This is a genomic window from Halobacillus sp. AWH4_228 (genome assembly GCF_056158365.1).
The window spans coordinates 1-24,795 of record NZ_JBSWTE010000001.1; the positions used below are offsets into that span (position 1 = coordinate 1).

23 protein-coding genes and 3 rRNA genes are annotated in these 24,795 nt (G+C 48.4%); 11 read left to right on the top strand and 15 right to left on the bottom strand.

Annotation, left to right across the window (positions count from 1 at the left end):
- The 6 genes from rrf to ACXADP_RS00030 all read right to left on the bottom strand — a co-directional run.
- Positions 1–104: ribosomal RNA gene (gene rrf, locus ACXADP_RS00005) — 5S ribosomal RNA — on the bottom strand; the annotation flags it as partial.
- A gap of 78 nt (positions 105–182) precedes the next feature.
- Positions 183–3,099, bottom strand: a 23S ribosomal RNA gene (locus tag ACXADP_RS00010).
- 170 nt (positions 3,100–3,269) lie between these two features.
- A 16S ribosomal RNA gene (locus ACXADP_RS00015) occupies positions 3,270–4,834 on the bottom strand.
- A gap of 626 nt (positions 4,835–5,460) precedes the next feature.
- Positions 5,461–6,261, bottom strand: coding sequence for an SDR family NAD(P)-dependent oxidoreductase (locus tag ACXADP_RS00020; RefSeq protein WP_474970326.1), 801 nt, complete (start codon positions 6,259–6,261; stop codon positions 5,461–5,463).
- A 190-nt stretch (positions 6,262–6,451) separates the two neighbouring features.
- Entirely contained in the window at positions 6,452–6,607 is a 156-nt protein-coding gene (locus ACXADP_RS00025) for a hypothetical protein (RefSeq protein ID WP_169516172.1), read from the bottom strand.
- Positions 6,608–6,857: 250 nt separating this feature from the next.
- The gene (locus ACXADP_RS00030) at positions 6,858–7,637 is read right to left on the bottom strand and encodes a 3D domain-containing protein (RefSeq protein WP_474970474.1); all 780 of its coding nucleotides are present in this window, start codon (positions 7,635–7,637) and stop codon (positions 6,858–6,860) included.
- Between the two features lie 261 nt (positions 7,638–7,898).
- Here ACXADP_RS00030 and ACXADP_RS00035 point away from each other — a divergent pair, with 261 nt between their 5' ends.
- Positions 7,899–8,951, top strand: a complete 1,053-nt coding sequence (locus tag ACXADP_RS00035) for a class I SAM-dependent methyltransferase (RefSeq protein ID WP_474970579.1) — start codon at positions 7,899–7,901, stop codon at positions 8,949–8,951.
- Between the two features lie 42 nt (positions 8,952–8,993).
- Here the strand turns inward: ACXADP_RS00035 and ACXADP_RS00040 are convergent, their stop codons facing one another.
- A complete protein-coding gene (locus ACXADP_RS00040; protein WP_474970580.1) occupies positions 8,994–9,758 on the bottom strand; it encodes a MerR family transcriptional regulator in 765 nt (254 codons plus the stop codon).
- A gap of 188 nt (positions 9,759–9,946) precedes the next feature.
- Here ACXADP_RS00040 and ACXADP_RS00045 point away from each other — a divergent pair, with 188 nt between their 5' ends.
- Positions 9,947–10,417, top strand: coding sequence for a DinB family protein (locus ACXADP_RS00045; RefSeq protein WP_027953246.1), 471 nt, complete (start codon positions 9,947–9,949; stop codon positions 10,415–10,417).
- Positions 10,418–10,651: 234 nt separating this feature from the next.
- On the opposite strand, the gene ACXADP_RS00050 is transcribed toward ACXADP_RS00045, so the two are convergent.
- Positions 10,652–11,557, bottom strand: a complete 906-nt coding sequence (locus ACXADP_RS00050) for a formate/nitrite transporter family protein (RefSeq protein ID WP_474970323.1) — start codon at positions 11,555–11,557, stop codon at positions 10,652–10,654.
- Between the two features lie 120 nt (positions 11,558–11,677).
- Here ACXADP_RS00050 and ACXADP_RS00055 point away from each other — a divergent pair, with 120 nt between their 5' ends.
- Positions 11,678–11,854, top strand: coding sequence for a hypothetical protein (locus tag ACXADP_RS00055; RefSeq protein ID WP_474972337.1), 177 nt, complete (start codon positions 11,678–11,680; stop codon positions 11,852–11,854).
- 30 nt (positions 11,855–11,884) lie between these two features.
- On the opposite strand, the gene ACXADP_RS00060 is transcribed toward ACXADP_RS00055, so the two are convergent.
- From ACXADP_RS00060 to ACXADP_RS00070, 3 genes are read right to left on the bottom strand one after another with little or no spacing between them, the layout of a single operon-like run.
- Positions 11,885–12,331 carry a DUF4064 domain-containing protein gene (locus tag ACXADP_RS00060; RefSeq protein WP_474970581.1) on the bottom strand — a complete coding sequence of 149 codons (447 nt, stop codon included), beginning with the start codon at positions 12,329–12,331 and terminating at the stop codon, positions 11,885–11,887.
- Positions 12,332–12,349: 18 nt separating this feature from the next.
- Complete coding sequence (locus tag ACXADP_RS00065) at positions 12,350–13,300, bottom strand: ABC transporter permease (protein WP_474970321.1); 951 nt, start codon at positions 13,298–13,300, stop codon at positions 12,350–12,352.
- Complete coding sequence (locus ACXADP_RS00070; protein WP_474970582.1) at positions 13,293–14,210, bottom strand: ABC transporter ATP-binding protein; 918 nt, start codon at positions 14,208–14,210, stop codon at positions 13,293–13,295. Before ACXADP_RS00070 ends, ACXADP_RS00065 begins: the two co-directional genes overlap by 8 nt.
- 180 nt (positions 14,211–14,390) lie before the next feature.
- Between ACXADP_RS00070 and ACXADP_RS00075 the strand changes: the two genes are divergently transcribed.
- A complete protein-coding gene (locus ACXADP_RS00075) occupies positions 14,391–15,530 on the top strand; it encodes a conserved virulence factor C family protein (protein ID WP_474970319.1) in 1,140 nt (379 codons plus the stop codon).
- Between the two features lie 12 nt (positions 15,531–15,542).
- A complete protein-coding gene (locus ACXADP_RS00080) occupies positions 15,543–15,971 on the top strand; it encodes a BrxA/BrxB family bacilliredoxin (RefSeq protein WP_027953252.1) in 429 nt (142 codons plus the stop codon).
- 137 nt (positions 15,972–16,108) lie between these two features.
- On the opposite strand, the gene ACXADP_RS00085 is transcribed toward ACXADP_RS00080, so the two are convergent.
- On the bottom strand, positions 16,109–17,287 hold the full coding sequence (locus ACXADP_RS00085) for an MFS transporter (protein WP_474972280.1): 1,179 nt from the start codon (positions 17,285–17,287) through the stop codon (positions 16,109–16,111).
- Positions 17,288–17,543: 256 nt separating this feature from the next.
- On the opposite strand from ACXADP_RS00085, the gene ACXADP_RS00090 reads away from it, so the two are divergent.
- Positions 17,544–17,756 carry a hypothetical protein gene (locus ACXADP_RS00090; protein ID WP_474970318.1) on the top strand — a complete coding sequence of 71 codons (213 nt, stop codon included), beginning with the start codon at positions 17,544–17,546 and terminating at the stop codon, positions 17,754–17,756.
- A gap of 39 nt (positions 17,757–17,795) precedes the next feature.
- Here the strand turns inward: ACXADP_RS00090 and mscL are convergent, their stop codons facing one another.
- Complete coding sequence (gene mscL, locus ACXADP_RS00095) at positions 17,796–18,287, bottom strand: large conductance mechanosensitive channel protein MscL (RefSeq protein ID WP_474970317.1); 492 nt, start codon at positions 18,285–18,287, stop codon at positions 17,796–17,798.
- A 57-nt stretch (positions 18,288–18,344) separates the two neighbouring features.
- Positions 18,345–19,469, bottom strand: coding sequence for an IscS subfamily cysteine desulfurase (locus ACXADP_RS00100; RefSeq protein ID WP_474970583.1), 1,125 nt, complete (start codon positions 19,467–19,469; stop codon positions 18,345–18,347).
- Between the two features lie 98 nt (positions 19,470–19,567).
- On the opposite strand from ACXADP_RS00100, the gene nadB reads away from it, so the two are divergent.
- The 5 genes from nadB to ACXADP_RS00125 all read left to right on the top strand — a co-directional run bounded on the left by nadB (position 19,568) and on the right by ACXADP_RS00125 (position 23,967).
- The gene (nadB, locus tag ACXADP_RS00105; RefSeq protein ID WP_474970584.1) at positions 19,568–21,124 is read left to right on the top strand and encodes an L-aspartate oxidase; all 1,557 of its coding nucleotides are present in this window, start codon (positions 19,568–19,570) and stop codon (positions 21,122–21,124) included.
- Entirely contained in the window at positions 21,099–21,950 is an 852-nt protein-coding gene (nadC, locus tag ACXADP_RS00110; protein ID WP_474970585.1) for a carboxylating nicotinate-nucleotide diphosphorylase, read from the top strand. The genes nadB and nadC overlap by 26 nt, the downstream gene beginning before the upstream one ends.
- Positions 21,947–23,053 (top strand): quinolinate synthase NadA, encoded by a 1,107-nt coding sequence (gene nadA, locus ACXADP_RS00115; RefSeq protein WP_474970586.1) that lies wholly within the window; start codon positions 21,947–21,949, stop codon positions 23,051–23,053. Before nadC ends, nadA begins: the two co-directional genes overlap by 4 nt.
- A 74-nt stretch (positions 23,054–23,127) precedes the next feature.
- Positions 23,128–23,724: a TetR/AcrR family transcriptional regulator gene (locus ACXADP_RS00120; RefSeq protein WP_474970312.1), complete on the top strand. Its 597-nt coding sequence runs from the start codon at positions 23,128–23,130 to the stop codon at positions 23,722–23,724.
- A 57-nt stretch (positions 23,725–23,781) separates the two neighbouring features.
- Positions 23,782–23,967, top strand: a complete 186-nt coding sequence (locus ACXADP_RS00125) for an H-type small acid-soluble spore protein (protein ID WP_474970311.1) — start codon at positions 23,782–23,784, stop codon at positions 23,965–23,967.
- A 113-nt stretch (positions 23,968–24,080) separates the two neighbouring features.
- Here the strand turns inward: ACXADP_RS00125 and ACXADP_RS00130 are convergent, their stop codons facing one another.
- Positions 24,081–24,695, bottom strand: a complete 615-nt coding sequence (locus ACXADP_RS00130) for a PH domain-containing protein (protein ID WP_474970310.1) — start codon at positions 24,693–24,695, stop codon at positions 24,081–24,083.
- Positions 24,696–24,795: the final 100 nt, after the last annotated feature.

The following is a 24,795-nucleotide window of genomic DNA, read 5'->3' on the forward strand; positions in this document are numbered from 1 at the left end:
GTCCTACTCTCACGGGGGTAAACCCGACTACCATCGGCGCTGAAGAGCTTAACTGCTGTGTTCGGCATGGGAACAGGTGTGACCTCTTCGCCTTCACCACCACATCAATATAAAGTTTGAGGTGAACCCTCAAAACTGGATAAGGAAACAACTATTGATGAAACATCATTCACGAAGTATATATAGATAAGTCATCGATCCATTAGTATCCGTCAGCTCCACGTGTCACCACGCTTCCACCTCGGACCTATCAACCTCATCGTCTCTGAGGGATCTTATCTGCTCGAAGCAGAGGGAAATCTCATCTCAAGGGGGGCTTCATGCTTAGATGCTTTCAGCACTTATCCCGACCACACGTAGCTACCCAGCGATGCTCCTGGCGGAACAACTGGTACACCAGCGGTGTGTCCATCCCGGTCCTCTCGTACTAAGGACAGCTCCTTTCAAATTTCCAACGCCCACGACGGATAGGGACCGAACTGTCTCACGACGTTCTGAACCCAGCTCGCGTACCGCTTTAATGGGCGAACAGCCCAACCCTTGGGACCGACTACAGCCCCAGGATGCGATGAGCCGACATCGAGGTGCCAAACCTCCCCGTCGATGTGGACTCTTGGGGGAGATAAGCCTGTTATCCCCGGGGTAGCTTTTATCCGTTGAGCGACGGCCCTTCCATACGGTACCGCCGGATCACTAAGCCCGACTTTCGTCCCTGCTCGACTTGTAGGTCTCGCAGTCAAGCTCCCTTGTGCCTTTACACTCTGCGAATGATTTCCAACCATTCTGAGGGAACCTTTGGGCGCCTCCGTTACTCTTTAGGAGGCGACCGCCCCAGTCAAACTGCCCACCTGACACTGTCTCCGGACCGGATTACGGTCCTGGGTTAGAATGTCCGTACAGCAAGGGTAGTATCCCACCAGCGCCTCCACCGAAGCTGGCGCTCCGGTTTCCAAGGCTCCTACCTATCCTGTACAAGCTGTACCAACATTCAATATCAGGCTGCAGTAAAGCTCCACGGGGTCTTTCCGTCCTGTCGCGGGTAATGTGCATCTTCACACATAGTATAATTTCACCGGGTCTCTCGTTGAGACAGTGCCCAAGTCGTTGCACCTTTCGTGCGGGTCGGAACTTACCCGACAAGGAATTTCGCTACCTTAGGACCGTTATAGTTACGGCCGCCGTTTACTGGGGCTTCGGTTCAACGCTTCGCATAAGCTAACGCATCCCCTTAACCTTCCAGCACCGGGCAGGTGTCAGCCCCTATACTTCGCCTTACGGCTTCGCAGAGACCTGTGTTTTTGGTAAACAGTCGCTTGGGCCTTTTCACTGCGGCTCCTCGGCAGAGGAGCACCCCTTCTCCCGAAGTTACGGGGTCATTTTGCCGAGTTCCTTAACGAGAGTTCTCCCGCTCACCTTAGGATACTCTCCTCGCCTACCTGTGTCGGTTTGCGGTACGGGCACCTCTTTCCTCATTAGAGGCTTTTCTTGGCAGTGTGAAATCAGGAGCTTCGGTACTATAGTTCCCTCCCCATCACAGCTTGACGTTGCCGGACGGATTTGCCTATTCCGACCGTCTCACTGCTTGGACGTGCACATCCAATGGCACGCTCTCCCTATCCTCCTGCGTCCCCCCGTCATTCAAACGGAAAGGAGGTGGTACAGGAATATCAACCTGTTGTCCATCGCCTACGCCTTTCGGCCTCGGCTTAGGTCCCGACTAACCCTGAGAGGACGAGCCTTCCTCAGGAAACCTTAGGCATTCGGTGAAAGAGATTCTCACTCTTTTTTCGCTACTCATACCGGCATTCTCACTTCTAAGCGCTCCACCAGTCCTTACGGTCTGACTTCGCAGCACTTAGAACGCTCTCCTACCACTGATCATAAGATCAATCCGCAGCTTCGGTGGTGTGTTTAGCCCCGGTACATTTTCGGCGCAGAGTCACTCGACCAGTGAGCTATTACGCACTCTTTGAATGATGGCTGCTTCTAAGCCAACATCCTGGTTGTCTAAGCAACTCCACATCCTTTTCCACTTAACACACACTTTGGGACCTTAGCTGGCGGTCTGGGCTGTTTCCCTCTCGACCATGAACCTTATCACCCACGGTCTGACTCCCAGAACAAAGTCTATGGCATTCGGAGTTTGACTGAATTCGGTAACCCGATAGGGGCCCCTCGTCCAATCAGTGCTCTACCTCCATGACTTTCTATTCTGAGGCTAGCCCTAAAGCTATTTCGGAGAGAACCAGCTATCTCCGTGTTCGATTGGCATTTCACCCCTACCCACACCTCATCCCCGTAATTTTCAACTTACGTGGGTTCGGGCCTCCAGTCAGTGTTACCTGACCTTCACCCTGGACATGGGTAGATCACACGGTTTCGGGTCTACGACCGCATACTCACTCGCCCTGTTCAGACTCGCTTTCGCTGCGGCTCCGCTTCTGCTGCTTAACCTCGCATACGGTCGTAACTCGCCGGTTCATTCTACAAAAGGCACGCCGTCACCCATTAACGGGCTCCGACTACTTGTAGGCACACGGTTTCAGGTTCTATTTCACTCCCCTTCCGGGGTGCTTTTCACCTTTCCCTCACGGTACTGGTTCACTATCGGTTACTAGGGAGTATTTAGCCTTGGGAGATGGTCCTCCCGGATTCCGACGGAATTCCTCGTGTTCCGCCGTACTCAGGATCCACTCCGGAGAGAGGAAGATTTCGACTACAGGGCTGTTACCCTCTTCGGCTGATCTTTCCAGATCGATTCGTCTATCTTCCTCCTTGATAACTCCAAAGGAGTGTCCTACAACCCCAGAAAGCAAGCTTTCTGGTTTGGGCTGATTCCGTTTCGCTCGCCGCTACTTGGGAAATCGCGTTTGCTTTCTCTTCCTCCGGGTACTTAGATGTTTCAGTTCCCCGGGTCTGCCTTCCTATACCTATGTATTCAGTATAGGATACTGTCCCATTACGAACAGTGGGTTTCCCCATTCGGAAATCTCCGGGTCAAAGCCTGCTTACGGCTCGCCGGAGCATATCGGTGTTAGTCCCGTCCTTCATCGGCTCCTAGTACCAAGGCATCCACCGTGCGCCCTTATTCACTTAACTATCTTCGTGAAAAGACGTTTATATAAATCAATTAGATGTCTTGTCATCATGATCTCATCGCTAGATGAGTCATAATTCCTTATCCAGTTTTCAAGGTTCACAAATTTGAAAGATGCTTTGATCTCTCAAAACTGAACAACCAACACAGTACGTTTCCGTAATATCCTTAGAAAGGAGGTGATCCAGCCGCACCTTCCGATACGGCTACCTTGTTACGACTTCACCCCAATCATTGGCCCCACCTTCGGCGGCTGGCTCCAAAAAGGTTACCTCACCGACTTCGGGTGTTGCCAACTCTCGTGGTGTGACGGGCGGTGTGTACAAGGCCCGGGAACGTATTCACCGCGGCATGCTGATCCGCGATTACTAGCGATTCCGGCTTCATGCAGGCGAGTTGCAGCCTGCAATCCGAACTGAGAATGGTTTTATGGGATTTGCTACACCTCGCGGCTTCGCTGCCCTTTGTACCATCCATTGTAGCACGTGTGTAGCCCAGGTCATAAGGGGCATGATGATTTGACGTCATCCCCGCCTTCCTCCGGTTTGTCACCGGCAGTCACCTTAGAGTGCCCAACTGAATGCTGGCAACTAAGATTAGGGGTTGCGCTCGTTGCGGGACTTAACCCAACATCTCACGACACGAGCTGACGACAACCATGCACCACCTGTCACTTGGTCCCCGAAGGGAAATCCCTATCTCTAGGGAGGTCCAAGGATGTCAAGACCTGGTAAGGTTCTTCGCGTTGCTTCGAATTAAACCACATGCTCCACCGCTTGTGCGGGCCCCCGTCAATTCCTTTGAGTTTCAGCCTTGCGGCCGTACTCCCCAGGCGGAGTGCTTAATGCGTTAACTTCAGCACTAAGGGGTGGAAGCCCCCTAACACCTAGCACTCATCGTTTACGGCGTGGACTACCAGGGTATCTAATCCTGTTTGCTACCCACGCTTTCGCACCTCAGCGTCAGAAACAGACCAGAGAGTCGCCTTCGCCACTGGTGTTCCTCCACATATCTACGCATTTCACCGCTACACGTGGAATTCCACTCTCCTCTTCTGTCCTCAAGTTCCCCAGTTTCCAATGACCCTCCACGGTTGAGCCGTGGGCTTTCACATCAGACTTAAGGAACCGCCTGCGCGCGCTTTACGCCCAATAATTCCGGACAACGCTTGCCCCCTACGTATTACCGCGGCTGCTGGCACGTAGTTAGCCGGGGCTTCCTCGTCAGGTACCGTCAAGGTACCGCTCTATTCGCACGGTACTTGTTCTTCCCTGACAACAGAACTTTACGATCCGAAGACCTTCATCGTTCACGCGGCGTTGCTCCGTCAGACTTTCGTCCATTGCGGAAGATTCCCTACTGCTGCCTCCCGTAGGAGTCTGGGCCGTGTCTCAGTCCCAGTGTGGCCGATCACCCTCTCAGGTCGGCTACGCATCGTTGCCTTGGTGAGCCGTTACCTCACCAACTAGCTAATGCGCCGCGGGCCCATCTGTAAGTGATAGCGAGAAGCCATCTTTCAACTTATCTTCATGCGAAGAAAAGTATTACCCGGCATTAGCCCCGGTTTCCCGGGGTTATTCCGATCTTACAGGCAGGTTGCCCACGTGTTACTCACCCGTCCGCCGCTCGTTCCACGAGCTTCACCCCGAAGGGATCCACTCGCTTCCCGCGCTCGACTTGCATGTATTAGGCACGCCGCCAGCGTTCGTCCTGAGCCAGGATCAAACTCTCCATAAAAGTAGTTTGACTTGCTCATTTGCACACCGAATGTGCTTGTTTCAAATTTCTTCATTAAAGAAGAAATGTTTTGACGTACTGGTTGGTTCGTTCAGTTTTCAAAGATCAAATGTTGTCGGCCGTTTGAAAACAGCGACTCAATCATCTTAACATGTGTTGTTTTTCGTGTCAACAACTTTTTTCATTAAGTTGAGAAAGCGTTTGGCTGTCGTTTTCGGCGACAAATACTAATTTAACACGCATGGTCATTGAAGTCAACAACTATTTTTGTGTTTTTCACGGCGTATTTCTTTCCGTTGAGTCGCTCTTAATGCGACGTTTAATAATATACCATGGCTGTCCTTTATTACACAAGTGGTATTTTCATATTTTTTAAGATTAGGATGAAGAATACCGTATACATGGTGATCTTCCTACAAAAAAACGCGCTGGTATCAGCACGTTTTAATATCTTCCTTTTCTTTTTCTCATAAACTTCTTAATCAGTGGATAGACAATGGGTCCATACTTGGCTACTTTTCGAATCAACCGTCCCATCGAAATCACTCCTTTCCTTATAGAATAGGCGAATAGTTATCTTTTCCCTGTTTGAGTCTTTGGAAAACAAAAGAGTGGGAAACCGTTCCTTATCTCATGACCGTCCCACCTGAAACTTTCAATGATTCTCCAACAATGTTTTCTGAAGCAGAAGAGAGCAAGTAAACGATTGAACGTGCGACTTCTTCCGGGCTGCTTAACCTCCCAGACGGGATGCCCTCTTCAGCGAGTGCCCGCTGCTCCTCGTAGCTTCTTCCTTCCCTCTCTCCTTTTGTACGGATGGCTTCCTGCCCCATTGCTGTATCCACGTACCCCGGGCAGACCGCATTTACACGGATCCCATGTTCAATGGCCTCAAACGCAAAAGACTGTGTAAAGCCGGTGATCGCGAACTTCGAGGCACTGTAAGCTGTATTGCTGTGCGTTCCTCGCAGACCAGAAAGTGAAGACAAATTTACGATCGAACCTTTCCCGTGTGCCTTCATCATTTGAAAAGCTTCCTGAGTAAAAAGAACCGTGGAAAAATAGTTCAATTCCATGACCTTCCGCATCTCCTCCTCTGTGAGGTCTTCCAGCGGCCCGCCGCCAATGATCCCCGCAGAGTTGACAACTCCGGTAACGGGCCCGATGGCCTGTGCTGCATCGTGGACAATTTTCTTTCGGTCCTCCGTCTTGTTCAGATCCGCTACACTTACATAAATCTGTGCCGCCCCATTGATGCTGGCGCAATCCTCTCTCAATGAAGAAAGCTTTTCCTCGTTCCGGCCGGTAATGGTTACATGTCCTCCTGCACGGACAATTTCCTTCGCTGCTTCATATCCAATTCCACCTGTTGCTCCCGTTACGATGATATGTTCGCCCTTCAGAGCTTCTTTAGAAAAAATGGTCATCCTTGTCCGCCTCCTTGTGACTACACCATTACCGCAACGAGGACGACCTAAACCTTTGCATAAAAAAATCAGCGCCTATTGACTGATTCCGTCAAATAAGCGCTGATCCATGGGACTCTATTTTTTAAATAGTCGGCCATGTTTATTCGTCTCATATTTCTTCTCATAGCTGGCTTCACCACGTCTAAAGTTATTTACGTTTGTTATTCTGCTTACGGAAAGAGAAAAGAACCTTTCCACTCCGTGTGCGTTTTACCCCTTTACCTTTTTCCTGTGCCTGACCTTCAGGGCTGTTTTTGTAGTCCTGATCGAACAACTCACGGGCTTTTGAATAGAGCAGAGTCATCGTGGTGTCCTCCTTTTCTTTTTAGGATATGAAATGATTCCTCTTGATATTATTAGTAAAACGACGTTAATGCAAGCAAAATTTATGTTTTATAGCATTTTTTCTATTACATCCTTTTATATCAGGAATCATCCTTACTCAACGGTTTCCGCTGTGTTTGATTTTTAAACGTATTTTCGTTAATTGGAGAGCATTTCTCAAACAAATGTAAAAAAAGACGGCCCCGGATCAGGGCCGTCTTTCTTCTATATTATTCATAAACTTTTACTTCTACAGATTTACGTCCGAAATCAAGCGCGTCAGAACGGTCTTCCATATAAACATCAATACGGTTCCCTTGGATCGCACCACCAATATCGCCGGCTACAGCCTTGCCGTAACCTTCAACATAAACTTCTGTACCTAGCGGAATCACATCAGGGTCGACAGCGATCACTTTCTGGTCCGGGTTGGCTCTAAGGTCAATACCGGTTGCTGTCGTACCGGAGCAGCCTTCACAAAACGCTGTATAAGCTGTCGCTTCCATTGTCATTGTTTTAACGGCTTCGTCCCCACCGGCAGGATTTGCTGATGTCTGTTCAGCTTCTGCCTCTTGATCAGATGAATGGCTTTCAGGAGCGCTCTGCTCTGTAGACGTTTCTACAGCCGAGCCTTGAAGAGAAAGCTCTTCGCCAGGGTAGATTAAATGGGAATCAATGTTGTTCCAGGCCTGAAGCTGTTCTACACTCACGCCATTGTCTTGACCAATACTGAATAGTGTGTCGCCGGAAACGACTTTGTGGACATCGCTGGATGAGGAAGCTTGTCCATTATTGTTGCCTCCGTTTACGGTCAGCGTTTGATTCGGGAAAATTAAGTTAGAGTTTAATCCGTTGTTATTTTTTATATCTTGCACAGACACATTATGGTTTTGAGCAATGCCCCAAAGTGTGTCTCCTTTATTCACTGTTACTTCTTCTGCACTTACTGCTGTTGCTGTTACTGCCGAAACCGATGCGACCGCCGCCAAAGAAACGATAGTTTTTTTCATCATGATTCAATTTCCTCCTTGGTAAACAGTCTCGCTCAGCTCTCGGCTAAGCGCTGCTTTAAAATCACAAGACCTACTCTAACATGTACAGCGAGGATTCCAATAACAGAAGAGCAACAAATACGTTTCATACATTACAAGGACTTTACCAGTCTGTAATATATAGAAGAAAGAAGGATGCCCATATAATGAAGCGAAATATTGTAAACGTTTACAAAAATAAGTATAGTGAACCTAACAAAGGAAAAGGTGGGATCGTTGATGAAGGAAGCCGTACTCGAAAACCAGTCATCCAAACCTTACCGTGAAGAGGATGTCGGAAATACAGTTGTCCTCCCCCGGCATCGCGTTGACCTCAGGAAATATTCGGAAAAGGAATACAATAAGTTCGTCCGCGTCAATACGGTGTCCGACTGGTCACTGTTGTCCTGGAAAGACGTCGGAAAACCTTTCGAAGTAAAAAGGTACGCCAAAGAACGGAAGGAATGGGAACAATCCAACGAAGTAACGATGGATCCTCACACCTCATGGACCTATTTCAACAGAGCCTTTCATGAGTGGTTCATGAAAGATGTACCCGAGGAAAAAGACCGGACCAAACAGGAATTCCTGAGCAGTCTTCGTTCGTTTCAACCGTCTGAAGTAAATCAGGCACTCGGAAACCTTGTACGACTGCACTTATGGAACTACGTGCACCGAATCCAGGACGGCATTTGGGATCCACGGGGAAAAAGAGCCCTGTTCCAGGGACTGCTCGTCCACCGCCCCCGTATTCTTTTTCTCGGAGCTGCGGAAGGATATGAAGCCATGCAGCTCGCTGCCATGTACCCCGGTGCAGAAATTGTCATGGTTGATTACGATGAATACTGCAAAACGACACGTTTTGCTGAGTTTCCGGAAAGCTACCCTTTTCTCGGACACAACCCAAAAACTGGCCAGGATAAAATCGTCTACAAGGATGACTTGAACATTGAATATGTGGTGAACGATATCCGGAACCTTCCTTATGGGAAAGAATTCGACATCGTACTTTCGGTAGGTCTGCTGGAGCATTTCCCTGATGAGTATAAACAGGAAGCGGTAGACTGGCACAGGCGTTTTTTGAAGGACAACGGCTATGCCGTTCTTACAACTCCGAGGAACCAGCTCCGGTCCCGCCTGTATTACCATGTAATGGCTGATGTGATGAATCATACTTACAGAGAACTGATGACCGTTGAACAGATGGGTTTATATATGTATGAGAACGGCTTTGATATCCTCAGGCACGGTTATATCAAAGTTCATAACGGACTGATCTGCCGCCCGCGGTAAAAAAAGATGGAGGCCGCCCATACGGGCCGCCTCCACCTTTTTTCACGAGGACACTCGGTCACAATAAATGTCGATGGCTTCATGAAGAAAAGCGGCATACCCTTCTCCCCACTGCTCCAGATTTTTCTTGAATCGCGGATCGTGCACATACATGCTTCCCAGTCCCCTGAATATTTCCAGTGTACACGGATAAAAATGATCGGTTATATGTCTGCGCTTTTCACCAATCAACCGCTGCACCTCTGAATTAGCGGGTCCATCCTTCATTCTCGCCGAGAGGCTCCGGTCAATAGCCATGCTTTCTTCCTGGATTTTTTTCCAGTCCTCGTCTTTATACTGATCTGTTCTTCTCTTCGACTCTTTGTAGGCATAAGTATGCCCCCACCGCTCCTCTACCTCAGCAGTATACTGCTGCTGGTGCTTTTCGATTTCCTCTTTGTTAAAGGGCGTGAATCTGTCTTCATGTGTCATCTCTTTTCCTCCTTGCAGGGACTGAAGGGATTGATCGACAGACGAGATCAGTTTTTCCAGTCGTTCTTTTTTCTTCATGAGCACCGTTCTATGCTGGGACAGGGCTTCCGCTTCGTTGAAGTCCGGATTTTCGATAATCTGCTGAATCCTGGCAAGCGGGAAGTCCATCTCTTTGAAAAAAAGAATCTGTTGAAGTTTTTTCACTTCATCCTCTCCGTAAAACCGATAGCCTTTCTCGTTTGTCCATTTGGGCGTGAGCAGGCCGATCTCATCATAATGATGGAGCGCCCGGATACTGGTGCCGGCAAGTTCCGCCATTTCCTTCACTTTGTACATCGATCATCACCTCCTCTTTAACCATAAGCGCTCACGCAGCGTAAGGGTCAATCCTTTTTCACGAAACAGGGCATTGAAAAAAAACACTTATTTCGTCGTTCTATGTAGTTTTTCACCTCAAAAAGGAATTCAGACAGAATCCGCAGAAGTAAAACATGAAATACCATTATAAATGAGGTTGTGTTCTTATGAATATGTATTGCCAAAGTGCGTTTCATCAGTTGGAAGTAGTCATCGCCTCCCTTTCTGAAATTATTGGTCAGCTGACAGAAGAAGATATGCAGTTAAGGCCGACCCGGGGCAAATACTCCATCGGCGAACTGCTGGCCCATATGGCCACTATTCCGGCGGCCGACGGATACATAACAGAAGGGGCCTCAAAAGAAAAGATGGAGAGGTTCTATGAAACGGTCAACATGAAAACGAAAGAGGAAATTCTCGATCATCTTTTTCATAACTTTGCCCAGTTGAAAGCCCAGTTTGAATATTATACAGAAGAAGAACTCCAGGAAGAGACGACCTCCTGGTGGGACGTACGCTACACCCGGTATGAATGGCTCGTCCAGATCGTTGCTCATATGTACCATCACCGCGGGCAGCTGCAGGCTATGCTGGTGCATTCCTACAACAAAGACCTTGAAGTGCTGCTGTTTGAATGAAAATAGACACCTGTTTTCAAAGACATCATCACCAAGCGCCTCTAAACATCGAAGTCTCCACGGAAAAAAGTCCGTGTTATCCAGGTAGAGTTGGCCGTATGTCGTATGGAGGGGCACGTTCTGCTTATCAGTGGATGCCTGCCTCGGGTCACAAGGTACTTTCAAGAAGTGGTGCTCCTGACGGCAAGAAAAAAAGCCTGTGGGGAAACAGGGGTTTCTCCGCAGGCTTTTTTCTTATTTTTTCTTTGAACCATTGGTTCTCCCGAGTGTGGTCTGGATATCTTCCTTATAGGCGTAGGAAAACAGCAGGGAAACGAGAATCCCTCCTCCAATCAAGTTCCCGATACTGGCGGGAAGCAGATTAAGAAGGATGTATTCATACCATGTGTATTGATCTGAAATTAGAAAACCCATGCTGAAATAGCCCATATTTGCTGCACTGTGCTGGAAGTTACCAGCAACAAACAGGATAACCGGCAGCATCGTTCCCAGGATTTTCCCTGTAATATCGCGGGCAGCCGTTGTCAGGAACGCGGCCATACCAATCAGCCAGTTAGCCAGCACCCCGGAAATCAGAATCTGGAACCAACCTTTCCATCCATGATCAAGAAATTTCATTTTGTGATCCAGATACATGGATAGTTCAGTATTGAACGTAGTGGATAAAGAGCCGGACATATAAATGAGTACAGCTACCATAAAGGCACCAAGAATGTTACCTACATAAGAGGACAGCCAGAATTTATAAATATTCCTGCTCATTAATCCCTGCTTGTTAAATAAGTAGGAGGGCAGAAGAACGTTGACTTCTGTAAACAAAACCGCTCCCGAAATGAACACCATCGAATACCCGGCGGCGAATCCGAGGCCGGATAGCAGATGGTAAAGTCCTTTCGTCTCCACTCCAACAGCAAGAAGGATGGAGAACACCGCCCCGAAGGTCATAAAGGAACCCGCTGTCAAAGCCAGCAGAAACTGGGCCCTGAACGGTTTATTTAAGTGATCTCTTCCCTTTTCCCCGAATTCGTCGACGATCTGGGATGGAATATAAAACTGCCGGCCGGGCCGGTCTATTTTTTTTCCGTTTTTTATCTCTTCATGCTCTTCCTGTTCTTCCACGTAATCCTCTTCCCTGCTCATGACTCATCCCTCCAATGATTACTGCATTCCCCGTTCTGAAAAAACATAATCCCTGCATAACAAATTCTCCCTGTGAAAAAGTAAGAGCAGGAAAGCAGGAGAAGGGAAGGATGGATCTGAGTGATGAAACAGGACAAATTGTGCCTCGCCTGTAACGGCGAAGGGTTATTAATGGACGATGAGGCATGGCGTTACACGTGCCGGATTTGTGGAGGGAGTGGATTCCAACCCCAGTACGGGCGTGTGTATGACCGCCAGGCTGCCGAAGTGGACGAGCAGAACCGCTACATGGATTAAAAAAAGCACAGCCGCGGCTGTGCTTTTTCCTTAATAATCGATTGTGCCTTCATCTTCTACGGTTGATTTCTTCTTACGAACAAGAGCGACGATTCCTGCAATCAGGAAGGCTGCCGCTCCGAAAAGACCCATGCCGAAGGTGGCAAAGGTGAAGATGACAGCGGTAATGATCAGAATGATACCCGCGGCTTTCGGCTTTTTATCCCCTTTAAGGAAGACGATTGCCAGTATTCCCAAGCCGATGGCAATCAGCGAAGCGATGAGGACAAACATTGCAAAAGATCCCATAGCGTCTACAATTTGATTGATGTTCATTTGACCTTCCATCTGCATTTCCGGAGAATTCATAAAGCTCTCTAGTTCCTGACGCACCTGCGGATTATCCTTTGCATTCAAAAGGACCCCGCTCAAAATAACAGGCAGTCCAAACAAGACAATACCGATAACCGTAAGTACAATTTCTGCTGTTCGTTTCATATCCAATTCCTCCTTTAATTATGATCCAGCGATGTCGCGCTTCGTGAAAAATACCCAGGATAATAGCAGGAATACTATATAATATACCGCTAAAACCGTTACAGAAAACCCAAGAGTCAGATCGGGAATGATCGGTGATCCCTCGAAAAACTGGTTCAAGTTCGTGTTAGCGAAAAGAATAAACTTCGCCCATTCCTTTTCAATAAGGAAGAAAATGATGGAACTTCCGGCCATCATCAAGAAAATGCTTAAACCGATGGCAAGCGATGTGTTCCGGAATATAGCAGCAATCATGAATGCAAAAGTCGTCATAATGGTTAATTCTATAAAGCTCAAACCATATTTCAACAATGAAAAAGAAAACAACCCTGTGTTTTGATAGTCACCATTCTGTTGATAGACGTAAGTTTCTGAAAAACCTTCGAGACCGAACAGAGCAGCGCCCGTAATCAACGAGAACACATACAAAAACACCATCATGGCCAGCGCGTATGTAAGGACTGTAACGTATTTGGACAATAGAATTTTCAGCCGAGTAATCGGACGGATCAATAACAGCTTGATCGTTCCCCAGCGAAATTCATTTGCAACAATTCCCGCACCTACAATAATAGCAAACAAGCCGACAAGTGCAGAGAGTCCCAGATTATCTCCGACAAAGTCCCAGCCGTTATATGCGGTCGGTGCAAGATCGTTATCAATCCGATACTGGTTCTCCTCCATATTCCGGTAGTTCGGATATTCTACTTCTCCTGTGGGATCCTCCATCAATTGTTCGTTCTGCTCCTGCAATTCCTGCTTCCAGTTATCCCCGCTCGGCACGTCGCCGTTCGTAAAGGCTGCATCCACTTTAAAAAGGATGCCCGCCCCTAAAACCAGCACGGCCAGGATTACCATCATAATCCAGGTGGATTTCTGATGGAGCAGCTTCATCCATTCATTTTTGACTAATTGAAAAAAATTACTCAATGGCTCCCTCTCCAATCAAATCTAAGAATTTATCCTCGAGTGTGGAGCGGTGGATATTTACTCCATAAATCCGGATCCCTTTTTGAACGAGCCCGGAAACGACGTCAGGGATCGCCTCTTTTGTCATCTGGACGGTCAATGTCTCTTCCCCGGCCTCTACGTCTTTACCCGTCAACTCTTTCAAGGCTGCGGCACTCTGACCGACCGGTGATGTCGTGAATACGACTTCGACATCCTCGCTCTGGTGTGCTTCGTGAACCATCTGGATGGAAATCAGCTCGCCATTTTTAATCACGCCCATCCGGTCACACATCATTTCCATCTCGGAAAGGATGTGACTGGATACGATGACGGCCACTCCTTCTTCTTCCGCAAGTTTTCTTATGTAGGCACGGATTTCCCTGATACCTGATGGATCCAGTCCGTTGGTCGGCTCATCCAGAATCAATACGGATGGATTATGGAGAAGGGCCTGGGCAATACCAAGACGCTGTCTCATGCCGAGGGAATACTTCCCTGCTTTTTCCTTGATCCGATTTTCAAGGCCGACAAGTTTGACCACCTCATGAATTCTCTCTTCTGTAATCCCCGGCATCATTCTTGCATAGTGAACAAGGTTTTTCCAGCCACTTAGGAACGGGTACATCTCCGGATTTTCAACGATGGCACCAACGTGGCGGACCGCCTGCTTGAATTCTCTGCTTATGCTGTGTCCCTTAATTACAACATCGCCTTCGGTCATTTCAATCAATCCGACCATCATTCGGATTGTAGTTGTTTTTCCAGCCCCGTTCGGACCAAGAAAACCGAAAACCTCTCCAGCATGGATATCAAAATCCAACCCTTTGATGATTTCTTTCCTGCCGATGGTCTTCTTAACATTCTTCAGCTGCATGACTGCTTCCGACATTTCTTTCCCCTCCTTTTTTCTTAGTCTCCAATATACATACGTCTTTATTTCACAAATGGTTTCATTTTTCGTTGTTCCCCCTTCATCCAAATGCCCGAATGGACAGAAGGAGGATTTTTGGATGCTGCTGCTTATCTTTGGTAAAATGAAAAGATAAGGAACGTTTAGGGGGAATGTTGAATGAGAATTGTTTCGATTGAACCAACACCCAGTCCGAACTCCATGAAGATTAACTTAAGTGAGACACTCCCGGACGGCGAAACGCATAACTACAAAAAAGGGGACGACCATGAACAATCCCCGAATTTCATCCAGCAGCTCTTTGCTGTGGAAGGCGTCAAGGGAGCCTATCATGTGACCGACTTCATAGCCCTCGAGAGAAATGCCCGTGTGTCCTGGGAAGCTATTCTTCCCCAAGTACGTGAAGTCTTTGGCGAGGCAGAAGCGGCAGAACAGACGGAAGAACCCGTTCAGCCGGACGAGCATTTCGGCGAAGTACGCGTCTTCATCCAAATGTTCAAAGGACTTCCGATGCAGGTGAAACTCGAAGAAGGGGACGAGGAGACGCGGGTAGGACTTCCTGAACGTTTTATGGAAGCGGCTATGAAAGCCTCTCCTGCCTCTCCAAACATGATTATGGAACGAAAGTGGGTCGAGCAGAGCCCGCGTTACGGTGATGTCCAGGAAATCGGGGAACAGGTAAAAGAAGAGATTTCCGCAAGCTATGATCAAAACCGACTGGAAACGCTCGTTAAACAAGCGTTTGATGAGGAGATTCCTGTCGAAGATAATCAGGAAAAACAAGCCTCCATTACCTTGGAGACTCTGGATCATGACGATTGGAAGGTCCGGTATGCCGCTCTGGATCAAATGGATCCGACAGCTGAGGATTACCGGATTCTCGATAAAGCGCTTGATGACGGGAAAGCTTCGATCCGCAGGCTTGCGACTGCTTATCTCGGCATGATCGAAGAGCTGGAAACCCTTCCTTATTTGTACAAAGCATTGAATGATAAGACAGTCACTGTCCGGCGCACAGCCGGCGACTGCTTATCCGACCTCGGCTTCAAGGAAGCCATGCCCAAAATGATGGAATCTCTAAGTGATTCCAACAAGCTTGTCCGCTGGCGTGCAGCCATGTTCCTTTACGAACTCGGAGATGAATCTGCTCTGCCTGCCTTAAGAAAAGCGGCGGATGACCCGGAATTCGAAGTACGCCTGCAGGTGAATATGGCTATAGAAAGAATTGAAGGCGGAGAAGAAGCCAAAGGATCTGTGTGGCATCAGATGACACAGGCCACTCAGCAAAAACAACAATAGGAGGTCCACCCCATGAACCCATATGAGCAGTATATGAAAGAAATCTCCCAGCCGATGCGTGATGAATTAACGAACGCCGGCTTTACTGAATTAACAACACCGGAAGAAGTCGATACATTCATCGGCGAAACGAAGGGAACATCCCTCGTTGTCGTCAATTCCGTCTGCGGCTGTGCTGCAGGACTTGCGCGCCCATCTGCAAGAGAATCATTGAACAACGAAAAGGCACCGGAACACCTTGTTACCGTATTTGCCGGACAGGACCGCGAAGCGACTGCGCGTATGCGTGATTACTTCGAAGGGTACGAACCCTCCTCTCCTTCCATGGCTTTATTGAAAGACGGACAGGTCGTCCACTTCATTCCAAGAGAAGACATCGAAGATTATGAGGTCGAGGAAATTACCGCGAACCTGACGAAGGCCTACAACGAATACTGCTGAAACCTTTCAGCCTGCAGAGAAAACCGCATGTTTTCCTGCAGGCTTTTTTCATCCTTCCAGAAAGGATGACTTTTAAGGGCGGGGCCGGATGATCTCTATCAAAAAAAGACGGCCGCGAACACTATCGACCGTCTGGTTTATGCTGTTTTTTGGTTGTCAGGCTGCACAAGCTTCCATACGATGATAAACAACAAAGCCCCTGCTGCCCCTGCCGCCATATAGCTGACGTTCATATATTCTTTCATCAGAAGAGACATCAGCGGAGGACCTGCGGCTACTCCGATAAACCTTGAAGAGCTGTAAAACGAGGTGATGGTCCCCCTTTCCTCCTTCTCAATACCTTCTGTAATCAAAGCATCCAGCGTAGGCAGCATCGCCCCGATAGACGTGCCGAGGATACTAGTCATGACAAGCAGCCATACCAGCCGCTCATGCATATAGCCTGTAAATACGACGCTACCAGCGGCCGTCAGCAGAGAAAAAAGGAGCACCTTTTTCATGACGTCAGTATCTCCCTTAATCTTTCTCCCTGTGATGAAGGCAGACATACACAAGGTGAATAAAGGAATGGCCAGCACAAATCCTTTTTTTACTCCTTTAATATCATGGACCTTCTCCAGCATATCCGACATAAAAAACAAGACGGCAAATAAAACGAGCATGGCATAGGCACCAATAAGAAAAACAGGATATAACCATGCCCCCTCCCGCTTAAAAATTTCTTTCGTTTTTTTAATAAACTGCTTAAAAGGCCGGGGTTTTTCTTCCCCGCCTTTTGGCACCTGAATAAAGAAAAAGACTAAAACAATTGAGATGAGGCTGAAAAAAGAGATCGAGAAAAATGGTAAAAACCATAAGACGGCTGCAAAAGCTGCTCCCAAAATGGGACTGAGCACTTTCCCGAACGTATTGGATGTTTCAATGATCCCCAGGCATGAGCTTGCCTTTGCATCATCATCCTTGTACAAATCCCCCACAAGCGGAAGGATAATGGGCGTTGCTCCCGCTGCTCCCATTCCCTGAAGGACGCGGCCGATGGTGATCCATAGAAACGGCTCCTCCAGCTTCCAGGATGCAAAACCAGCAATCAAACCCCCGATAAAAGCCAGTACGAGACTGGGCAGGATGATCATCTTCCTCCCGAAGCGGTCCGATAAATAACCGGCAATAGGGATGAGAATAATAGCAGCAATGGAATAGCTGGTAATGATCGTACTGGACTGGAAAGACGTAATGCCTACCTTCTTTTCAAAAATCGGAAGTACAGGAATCAACATGGAATTGCCAAGCGTCATCACAAGAGGTATAGAAGCCATACTGACGAGACACCAGCCGCTGACTTTGTTATCCAAAGCGGCACCTCCTACATCTTCATAGTTGTAGGATGTCCCAAATCATTGAATCTCTCCCTCCACTCCTCAGGAAATAAATCCCTCCTAAAGTCACCCGACCAATGAACCAAATCTTTTTAAATTATCAGACTTTACCATAATATAACAAGTTATTCAATTTATCTTAACAATGAGGAGGTATCTTGTGGACGTACCTCAATTTTGAAAGGGGAGTTTATTGATGTTGAAGAAATGGTTACTGGCTTTAGGTATGGTTTCTGTTTTAACACTGGCAGCATGCGGCGGAGAAAGTGAAGAGGAAGGCAACACAGAGGAAGAGCAGACAGAAGAGCAGGAATCCGGTGATACAGAATCAGAGGATTCCTCTGAAATGGAAGGCGAAGATTCCGAAGAGGGTTCTGAAGAAGAATCTGAGGAAGAATCAGCTGAATAACGCACATAACCAAAGGCGCAGTGTCATCACTGCGCCTTTTTATTTGATTCTCCACGTCGTGCCATGTGTCCGGGAGGAAATTTTCTGCTCTTCCAGCGAGGATGAACAATGCGGACAGATGACTGCCCGGGGCGGAATAGGAAGACAACAGTACGGACACTCTTTTTTTGTCAGGCCGTCCAGCGGGTGCTGATGTGGTTTCTTCCAACGATTCATCTGCCTTACAACGAGGAAGACAGCAAATAGAATAATGACGAAACGGATGAAAGCGGTAAGAAAAAGTCCATAATTGATGGTTGCCGCTCCTGCTTCCTTCGCTGCCGCGAGGGAAGGGTAAAACAAGCCGTCCAAACTGATGAACATATTTTCGAAATTCATACTGGAATACAGAACACCGATGGGAGGAAGAAGCAGGTCGGTGACGAGGGAGTCGATAAAACCGCTGAATGCAGCTCCAAGCACCATTCCAACCCCCATATCGACAGCGCTTCCCCGGATGGTGAACTGTTTGAATTCATGAAAAATCCCCATCCTATCCCCCCTTTCCCTCATTGTATGAAAGAAAAATAGGAAGCATGTCCCTGCCTTTCAAACGTGCTCCCGAGGCAGATACTGATTCAGATGATGGGCAAGATCGAGGATATCCGTTTTTGAATGGTGATGGCTGAAGGATATCCGAATAAAAGACTTCGCGTCTTCTTCTTTCACCCCCATGGCGCTTAACGTATACGATGGCTGCTGCGTATGGGTGCGGCAGGCGCTGCCCGTCGAAAAGAAGTACCCCTTCCGGCTGCCTTCCAGCATCATCCACTGCCCCTGATGGTTATCGATCATCAGACCTATGATGGGCACAGGCTGATGTTCGGTGTCTCCGGCCAGCTGCCAATATCCCGGTGTTAACTCCTCAAGAAAAGATGTTTTTAATTGTTGATGATAAGCAGCACGTACAGGGAGGTGCTTGACTGCTTTTTCCGCAGCCGTAACGAATCCGGCGGCCCCCGGTACATCCACGGTTCCCGGGCGTACCCCTTTTTCATGGGTCACGTTTGGGGTAAGAGGCTGAAAGGAAAGATCAGGACGTATGTATACAGCCCCTGTCCCCTTGGGCCCGGACACTTTGTGGCTGGAAACCGATAAACTGTCCACAATGGATCCGATGGTGCTTAAGGAAATTTTCCCAAAGGACTGTACGCAGTCACAGTGGAGCAGAGATCCATACTTCCTTGCCGTATGGACAGCTTCTTCCACTGGCTGGATGGACCCGATTTCTCCATTGACATGGTGAAGAGCGACGACAGCAGGTTCATCATACAGGGCTTTTTCCAGTTTTGTAAGATCGACCTGCCCATTTGGATGCAGCGGGATGATCGTCACTCGGATGCCCTGTCCTTTCATCCGCTCTGCCAGATTGTGAATGGAAGAATGTTCCCCTCCGGAAATGACAAGATGCTGACTGTTAAGTGCCCTTATTAATGCCGATACAGCCAGTTCATTACTTTCTGTTCCTCCACTCGTAAAAGCAATTCCTTCATAAGGGACGTGAAGGAGTTCCCCAAGCTTCTTCCGGCAGTGTTCCAATAATGAGGAAGCTTTTGTTCCTGGATCGTGGAGACTTTGCGTATTTCCATAGTAGTGAGTGGCAGCATGGACATAAGCCTCCAATGCCTCTGGATCCACCGGACTTGTGGCCGCATAATCAAAATATCGATTCATGATCGATCCCCCTGTTCAAAAAACGCTTGCCTTCAGTTTAAATTTATGTGAACATTAGTGTCAATACATATGTATATACATTAACAGGAGGAAACGACATGGATGCAGATGTTTTGATCATTGGAAGCGGCGCTTCTGCTTTACAGCTTGCCAGACACCTTCGTCCGACAATGAATGTGATATTACTCACAAAGTCCACATTACAACACAGCAATTCTTTCTTGGCGCAGGGCGGAGTTGCGGCAGCACTTGGCGGGGATGACAGCCCTTCCTCCCATTACAACGACACCGTTAAAGCCGGCCGCTTTACCAATGCATCGCGGCCCCTTCACATTATGACCCGGGAAGCGAACTCCGTCATCCATGATCTGGCTTCTATCGGCTGCGCATTCGATAAAGATTCATTGGGACAGTTTCAGCTGGGACGGGAAGGCGCCCATGGACAAAGCCGCATTGTCCACGGAGGGGGAGATCAAACCGGCAGGAGGCTTGTGGAATGCTTGGCAGATGTGCTGCCGCCAAACGTAACTGTTCTGGAAAATCAGTTCGTTTTTGAATTACTTATCAACGATCAGAGAGAATGTTTTGGTGCACGAAGTAAGGATGCATACGGGAAGATCCATACCTTCCTTTCTCCCCATACCGTCCTCGCTGCAGGAGGGTGCGGCCAGGTGTATGCCTGTACTTCCAATGCAGCATCCGCTGAAGGGGACGGCATCGCTCTTGCTTTTGAGGCTGGAGCGGAGTTGATTGATATGGAGTATATCCAGTTTCACCCCACCCTTCTTTACATTAACGGGCAGGGCGCCGGGTTAATTTCCGAAGCTGTACGAGGAGAGGGAGCTGTGCTTGTCGATGAGACCGGCAGAAGAATCATGAAAGGGATCCACCCGATGGAAGATCTTGCCCCGCGCCATGTGACGGCTCAGACCATCTTTCACTACCGTCAAAAAGGCCGGCCGGTCTTTTTGGACATCCGGCACGTGCCTCGTTTTCAGGAACGGTTTCCTTCCATCACCGCCCTCTGCCTGAAGCATCAGGTCGACCTTCAGCAAGGTCTGATTCCTGTGGCACCTGGGTGTCATTTTATTATGGGAGGGGTCAAAACAGATGACAGGGGCAGGACGAACGTTCCCGGATTATATGCTGTTGGAGAAAACGCCTGTACAGGAGTCCATGGTGCCAGCCGACTGGCGAGCAATTCCCTGTTGGAAGGCCTCGTTTTCGGCAGAAGAGCCGCACGGTTTTTGAACTCCCTGTCATCCTCTCTCCCCGAGCAGCGACGGAAAAAAAGTCCGCCGCCTGCCGTTCCCCTTCATCTCCCTGAACGGCAGGTTATTCAGAAGCGGACGATGGAAGCAGCAGGAATTGTAAGAAACCATAAGGATCTGCATGCCCATAAAAAATGGCTGGACTCTTTCCCAACGGGTCATGGTTTTGATAAAGGGATGTTGACGAAGGAGCAGGTAACGGTTTTATTCCTGCTCCATACAGCCCGGTTGATTACGACCGCTGCTTTGGAACGAAAGGAAAGCCGAGGCAGTCATTTTCGTTCTGACTATCCCGAAGAACAGGCAGAGTGGAAGGACCGGACTATCCTGCTTCAATCCCACACAAAGGAGACGAATGATGAACCGCATCAAACGCTTGGATAAACTGAAGGATTTCTTAATCGAGGATATTGGAGATTACGATGTCAGTACGGATCTGCTGTTTCCTGCCGATCAGCACGGCATGCTGCGCATCACCGCTAAAGAAAAAGGAATATTCTGCGGAGGATGGGTGGTTACAGACAGCTACCATCTCCTCAACGAAAAGGTTAGAACAAAGGTGCTTGTCCAGGACGGAGACGAATTCCAGCCGGGCACCTGTCTGGCTGAGGTTTACGGACCGATGACGGATCTTCTGAAAGGGGAAAGGGTCGTCCTTAACTGCATTCAGCGGCTGAGCGGCATCGCCACTCTGACCAGGAAAGCTGTCCGGACCCTCGGGAATCCAAAGATCCGTCTTTGTGACACGAGGAAAACGACGCCGGGGCTGCGGATGTTTGAAAAGGAAGCCGTCCGCGCCGGTGGCGGATACAATCACCGCTTCGGACTATATGATGCTGTCCTGTTAAAAGACAACCACATCGCTTTTTATGGATCTCTTACAAACGCCGTCCAGCATATCAAAGCAAAAACCGGCCATATGGTGAACATCGAAGTGGAAACCGAGACAGACGAACAGGTGCTGGTAGCGGTGGATGCGGGGGTGGACGTCCTTATGTTTGACAACCGTCTTCCTGAAGACATTGAACGGATGCTTCCTTCTATTCCAGAGACCATCACGACCGAAGTTTCCGGCGGCATCCATCTGGACAACCTTTCCACTTACCGCCATTTGAACGTGGACTACATTTCCCTCGGCTTTTTAACCCACAGCGTCCGATCGCTTGATTTCAGCGCCCGGGCGGTTTTAATGAAGGAGGAGATGTTATGAACCTTTTTGAAACTTTGAATTCGACACGCCCCTCCCTGCCTGAACGGTACAAGAGGATGGCTGATGAAGAGCTTGAAGAGAGGATTATACGAGTGAAACAAGAATGGGGTCCTCGGTTATTCATTCCCGGACACCACTACCAAAAAGATGAAGTCATCCAATTTGCTGATGCCCGCGGAGATTCGTTAAAGCTTGCCCAACTATCCGCCACTCAGCACGAGGCGGAAGCCATCGTTTTTTGTGGTGTTCACTTTATGGCGGAAACGGCGGACCTTTTAACAAGAGAAGATCAGCACGTCTTCCTCCCCGATATGCGGGCAGGGTGTTCCATGGCTGACATGGCTGATATCCGCCAGACGGAACGGGCATGGGAGCAGTTGACGGCTTTGTTTGGAGACACGATTCTTCCTCTCACCTATGTAAATTCCACAGCTGCGATTAAATCGTTCGTCGGGGAACATGGCGGGGCGACAGTCACGTCATCGAATGCAGCGGATATGGTGACGTGGGCGTTCAACCAAAAACCGCGCCTGTTATTCCTCCCTGATCAACATCTGGGCAGGAATACAGCTTTCGAGCTTGGAATTCCTCTAGAAAAAATGGCCGTATGGGATCCGGTTCAGGAAGAGCTGGTGGGCAGCGGCCCCATGGATGAGGTCCAGGTTATCTTATGGAAAGGACACTGCTCTGTTCATGAAAATTTCACCACCGTGAATGTGGATCACATTCGTGCGGAATATCCGGATATGAAGATCATCGTCCACCCGGAGTGCTCAAGAGAGGTTGTCGAAGCGTCTGACATTTCCGGATCCACTAATATGATTATCCAGTCTATCGAACAGTCTCCTCCGGGCAGCGCATGGGCAATCGGAACGGAAATGAACCTCGTAAACCGGATCATCCAGGAGCACCCGGACAAGCATATCCTTTCACTTAACCCAAGGATGTGTCCATGCTTGACGATGAATCGGATTGACCTCCCCCATTTGGCATGGGCTCTCGAATCGCTGGCTGAAGGCCAACCTCCGAACCGGATCAAAGTGGCCGAACAAGTGGCCGGGCCGGCACGTCTTGCCCTGAACCGGATGTTGGATCACGCTTAGATTCCGTTGCATTTCCTGCAAAAGAGCGTACACTCAAAAGGAGAGTACTTACTGTTTTGAAGGAGCTGATCCCTATGCACATGAACGAAGAAGAACAGCAGCGGATGCTGAAGGCGGCCTACAGCCTCTTTTCCACCAAAGGATTCAGTGGAACGAGCGTAAAGGAAATCGCCGGACAAGCGGAAGTTTCTGAAGTGTCAGCTGCCCGTACCTACCCATCCCTGATGGATTTGTTTATTGATTCCTTTTCTGAAAGCTTTATTCAGCAGCTGGAGACCACCTCTGTAGAGGTCCATCCATCGACGAATCAAGAGCCGGCGGAAATGATTTATATGTACTTATGGAACCGGATGAAGGAGTTCACGTCGATGGATAAATCCGTGTTCAAAGAAATGATGAACAGCCTCTTCCCCGTGATGGAAGGCGACGCCGAAAATCGCAGAAAAATGATCGGTATCGACTTCATGCTGGTGGACGAAATGATCGTTCTTTTGAATGAGATGAAGGAAAAAGAGCTCCTGCCCGCGGATTTTAACGCCAATCAGGCTGCCGAAATCATATACAGTTCCCTGGCTTTCGAGTTTCTATTGTACGTGTATGAAGAGGAAGTTTCCCTGGAGATGTTTTTGAACGGAATCAAAAGAAAGCTCGATTTCATTATCGGGCGGTGATGCATATAAACCGTCGTGGAGGCAGACAGTAAACGTAAACGACAGGAGGTCTCCATGATGAACAAAGAACGCGCCAAAGAAATCTTTCATTCCCCTGATAGGATCCAGGTCCATCATAAGGACCGGGAAATTTATATTGAAGAAGTGATAGAACGCAGTGAAATGGCGAGGATTCACCCGACGGATCAGCCGAATATCGTTCAGAAAGTTCCGTTGTACGAACTCAAAGAACTGGATCAGTGAACGGGATGAATAACTAAATATACAAAAAGCCTGTAAAGACACGATGTCTTTACAGGCTTTTTTATAACCAGGATCATCAGAGGACGGCCCTCTTATTATACTGCGCAGAGAACTTAATTCTGGATGTACTTTTCGAAGATCTCCCTGAAATCCTTGCGTGTATGCTCGGTGTGCTTTTGAGCGAGCCAATCATAGGTGAACGTTACGGATTCCTTAAACTCAGAGGAGACTTGATTGTCATGGAACCTGTTTTCGCGCAGAAGATCACGGGCAGCCTCCAGACTTTCTCTCGCATATTCCGCATGGAGCTGATGGTCTTCCTGAATCTGAGAAATCGCTGTAAGGGATTTATAAAGATCGGCAATGGCCTCGCCTTCATCTTTAGCAATATCAATACTCATGGACTGACTGCCGATGGCAAATTTGATTTCCAGATCAAGGTCGATGGTTCCTGCGGTTTCTATGGTTACGTTTCGAATCGGATTTTTGTAATAGTCGTAGCGCAGAATATTCCGTTTGCTGCTGGAGGCTTTCTCCCCGTCCAGGTGAATGAGGGCCCGGTTGGTAAAGCAGTACTCATCACTTTTTGATTTGATCAGAAAGTGGATCTTTTCTCCATCTTCCGTCAGGACAAAATCATCCGACTGGGTCTTATCAAAATCTTCTTTAGAAATAATTCTCCCGATATCACTCAACCCGAGGGCATCACTGGCCAGCTTTTTAAACATAGGAAAACCTCCTTTAAATTCTTCTTCTACATCATTCGACAGACAACGTCCATTCCCTTCCGTGGATAGAAAATTCCCGAAAAGAAAAGCCGTCCCCATA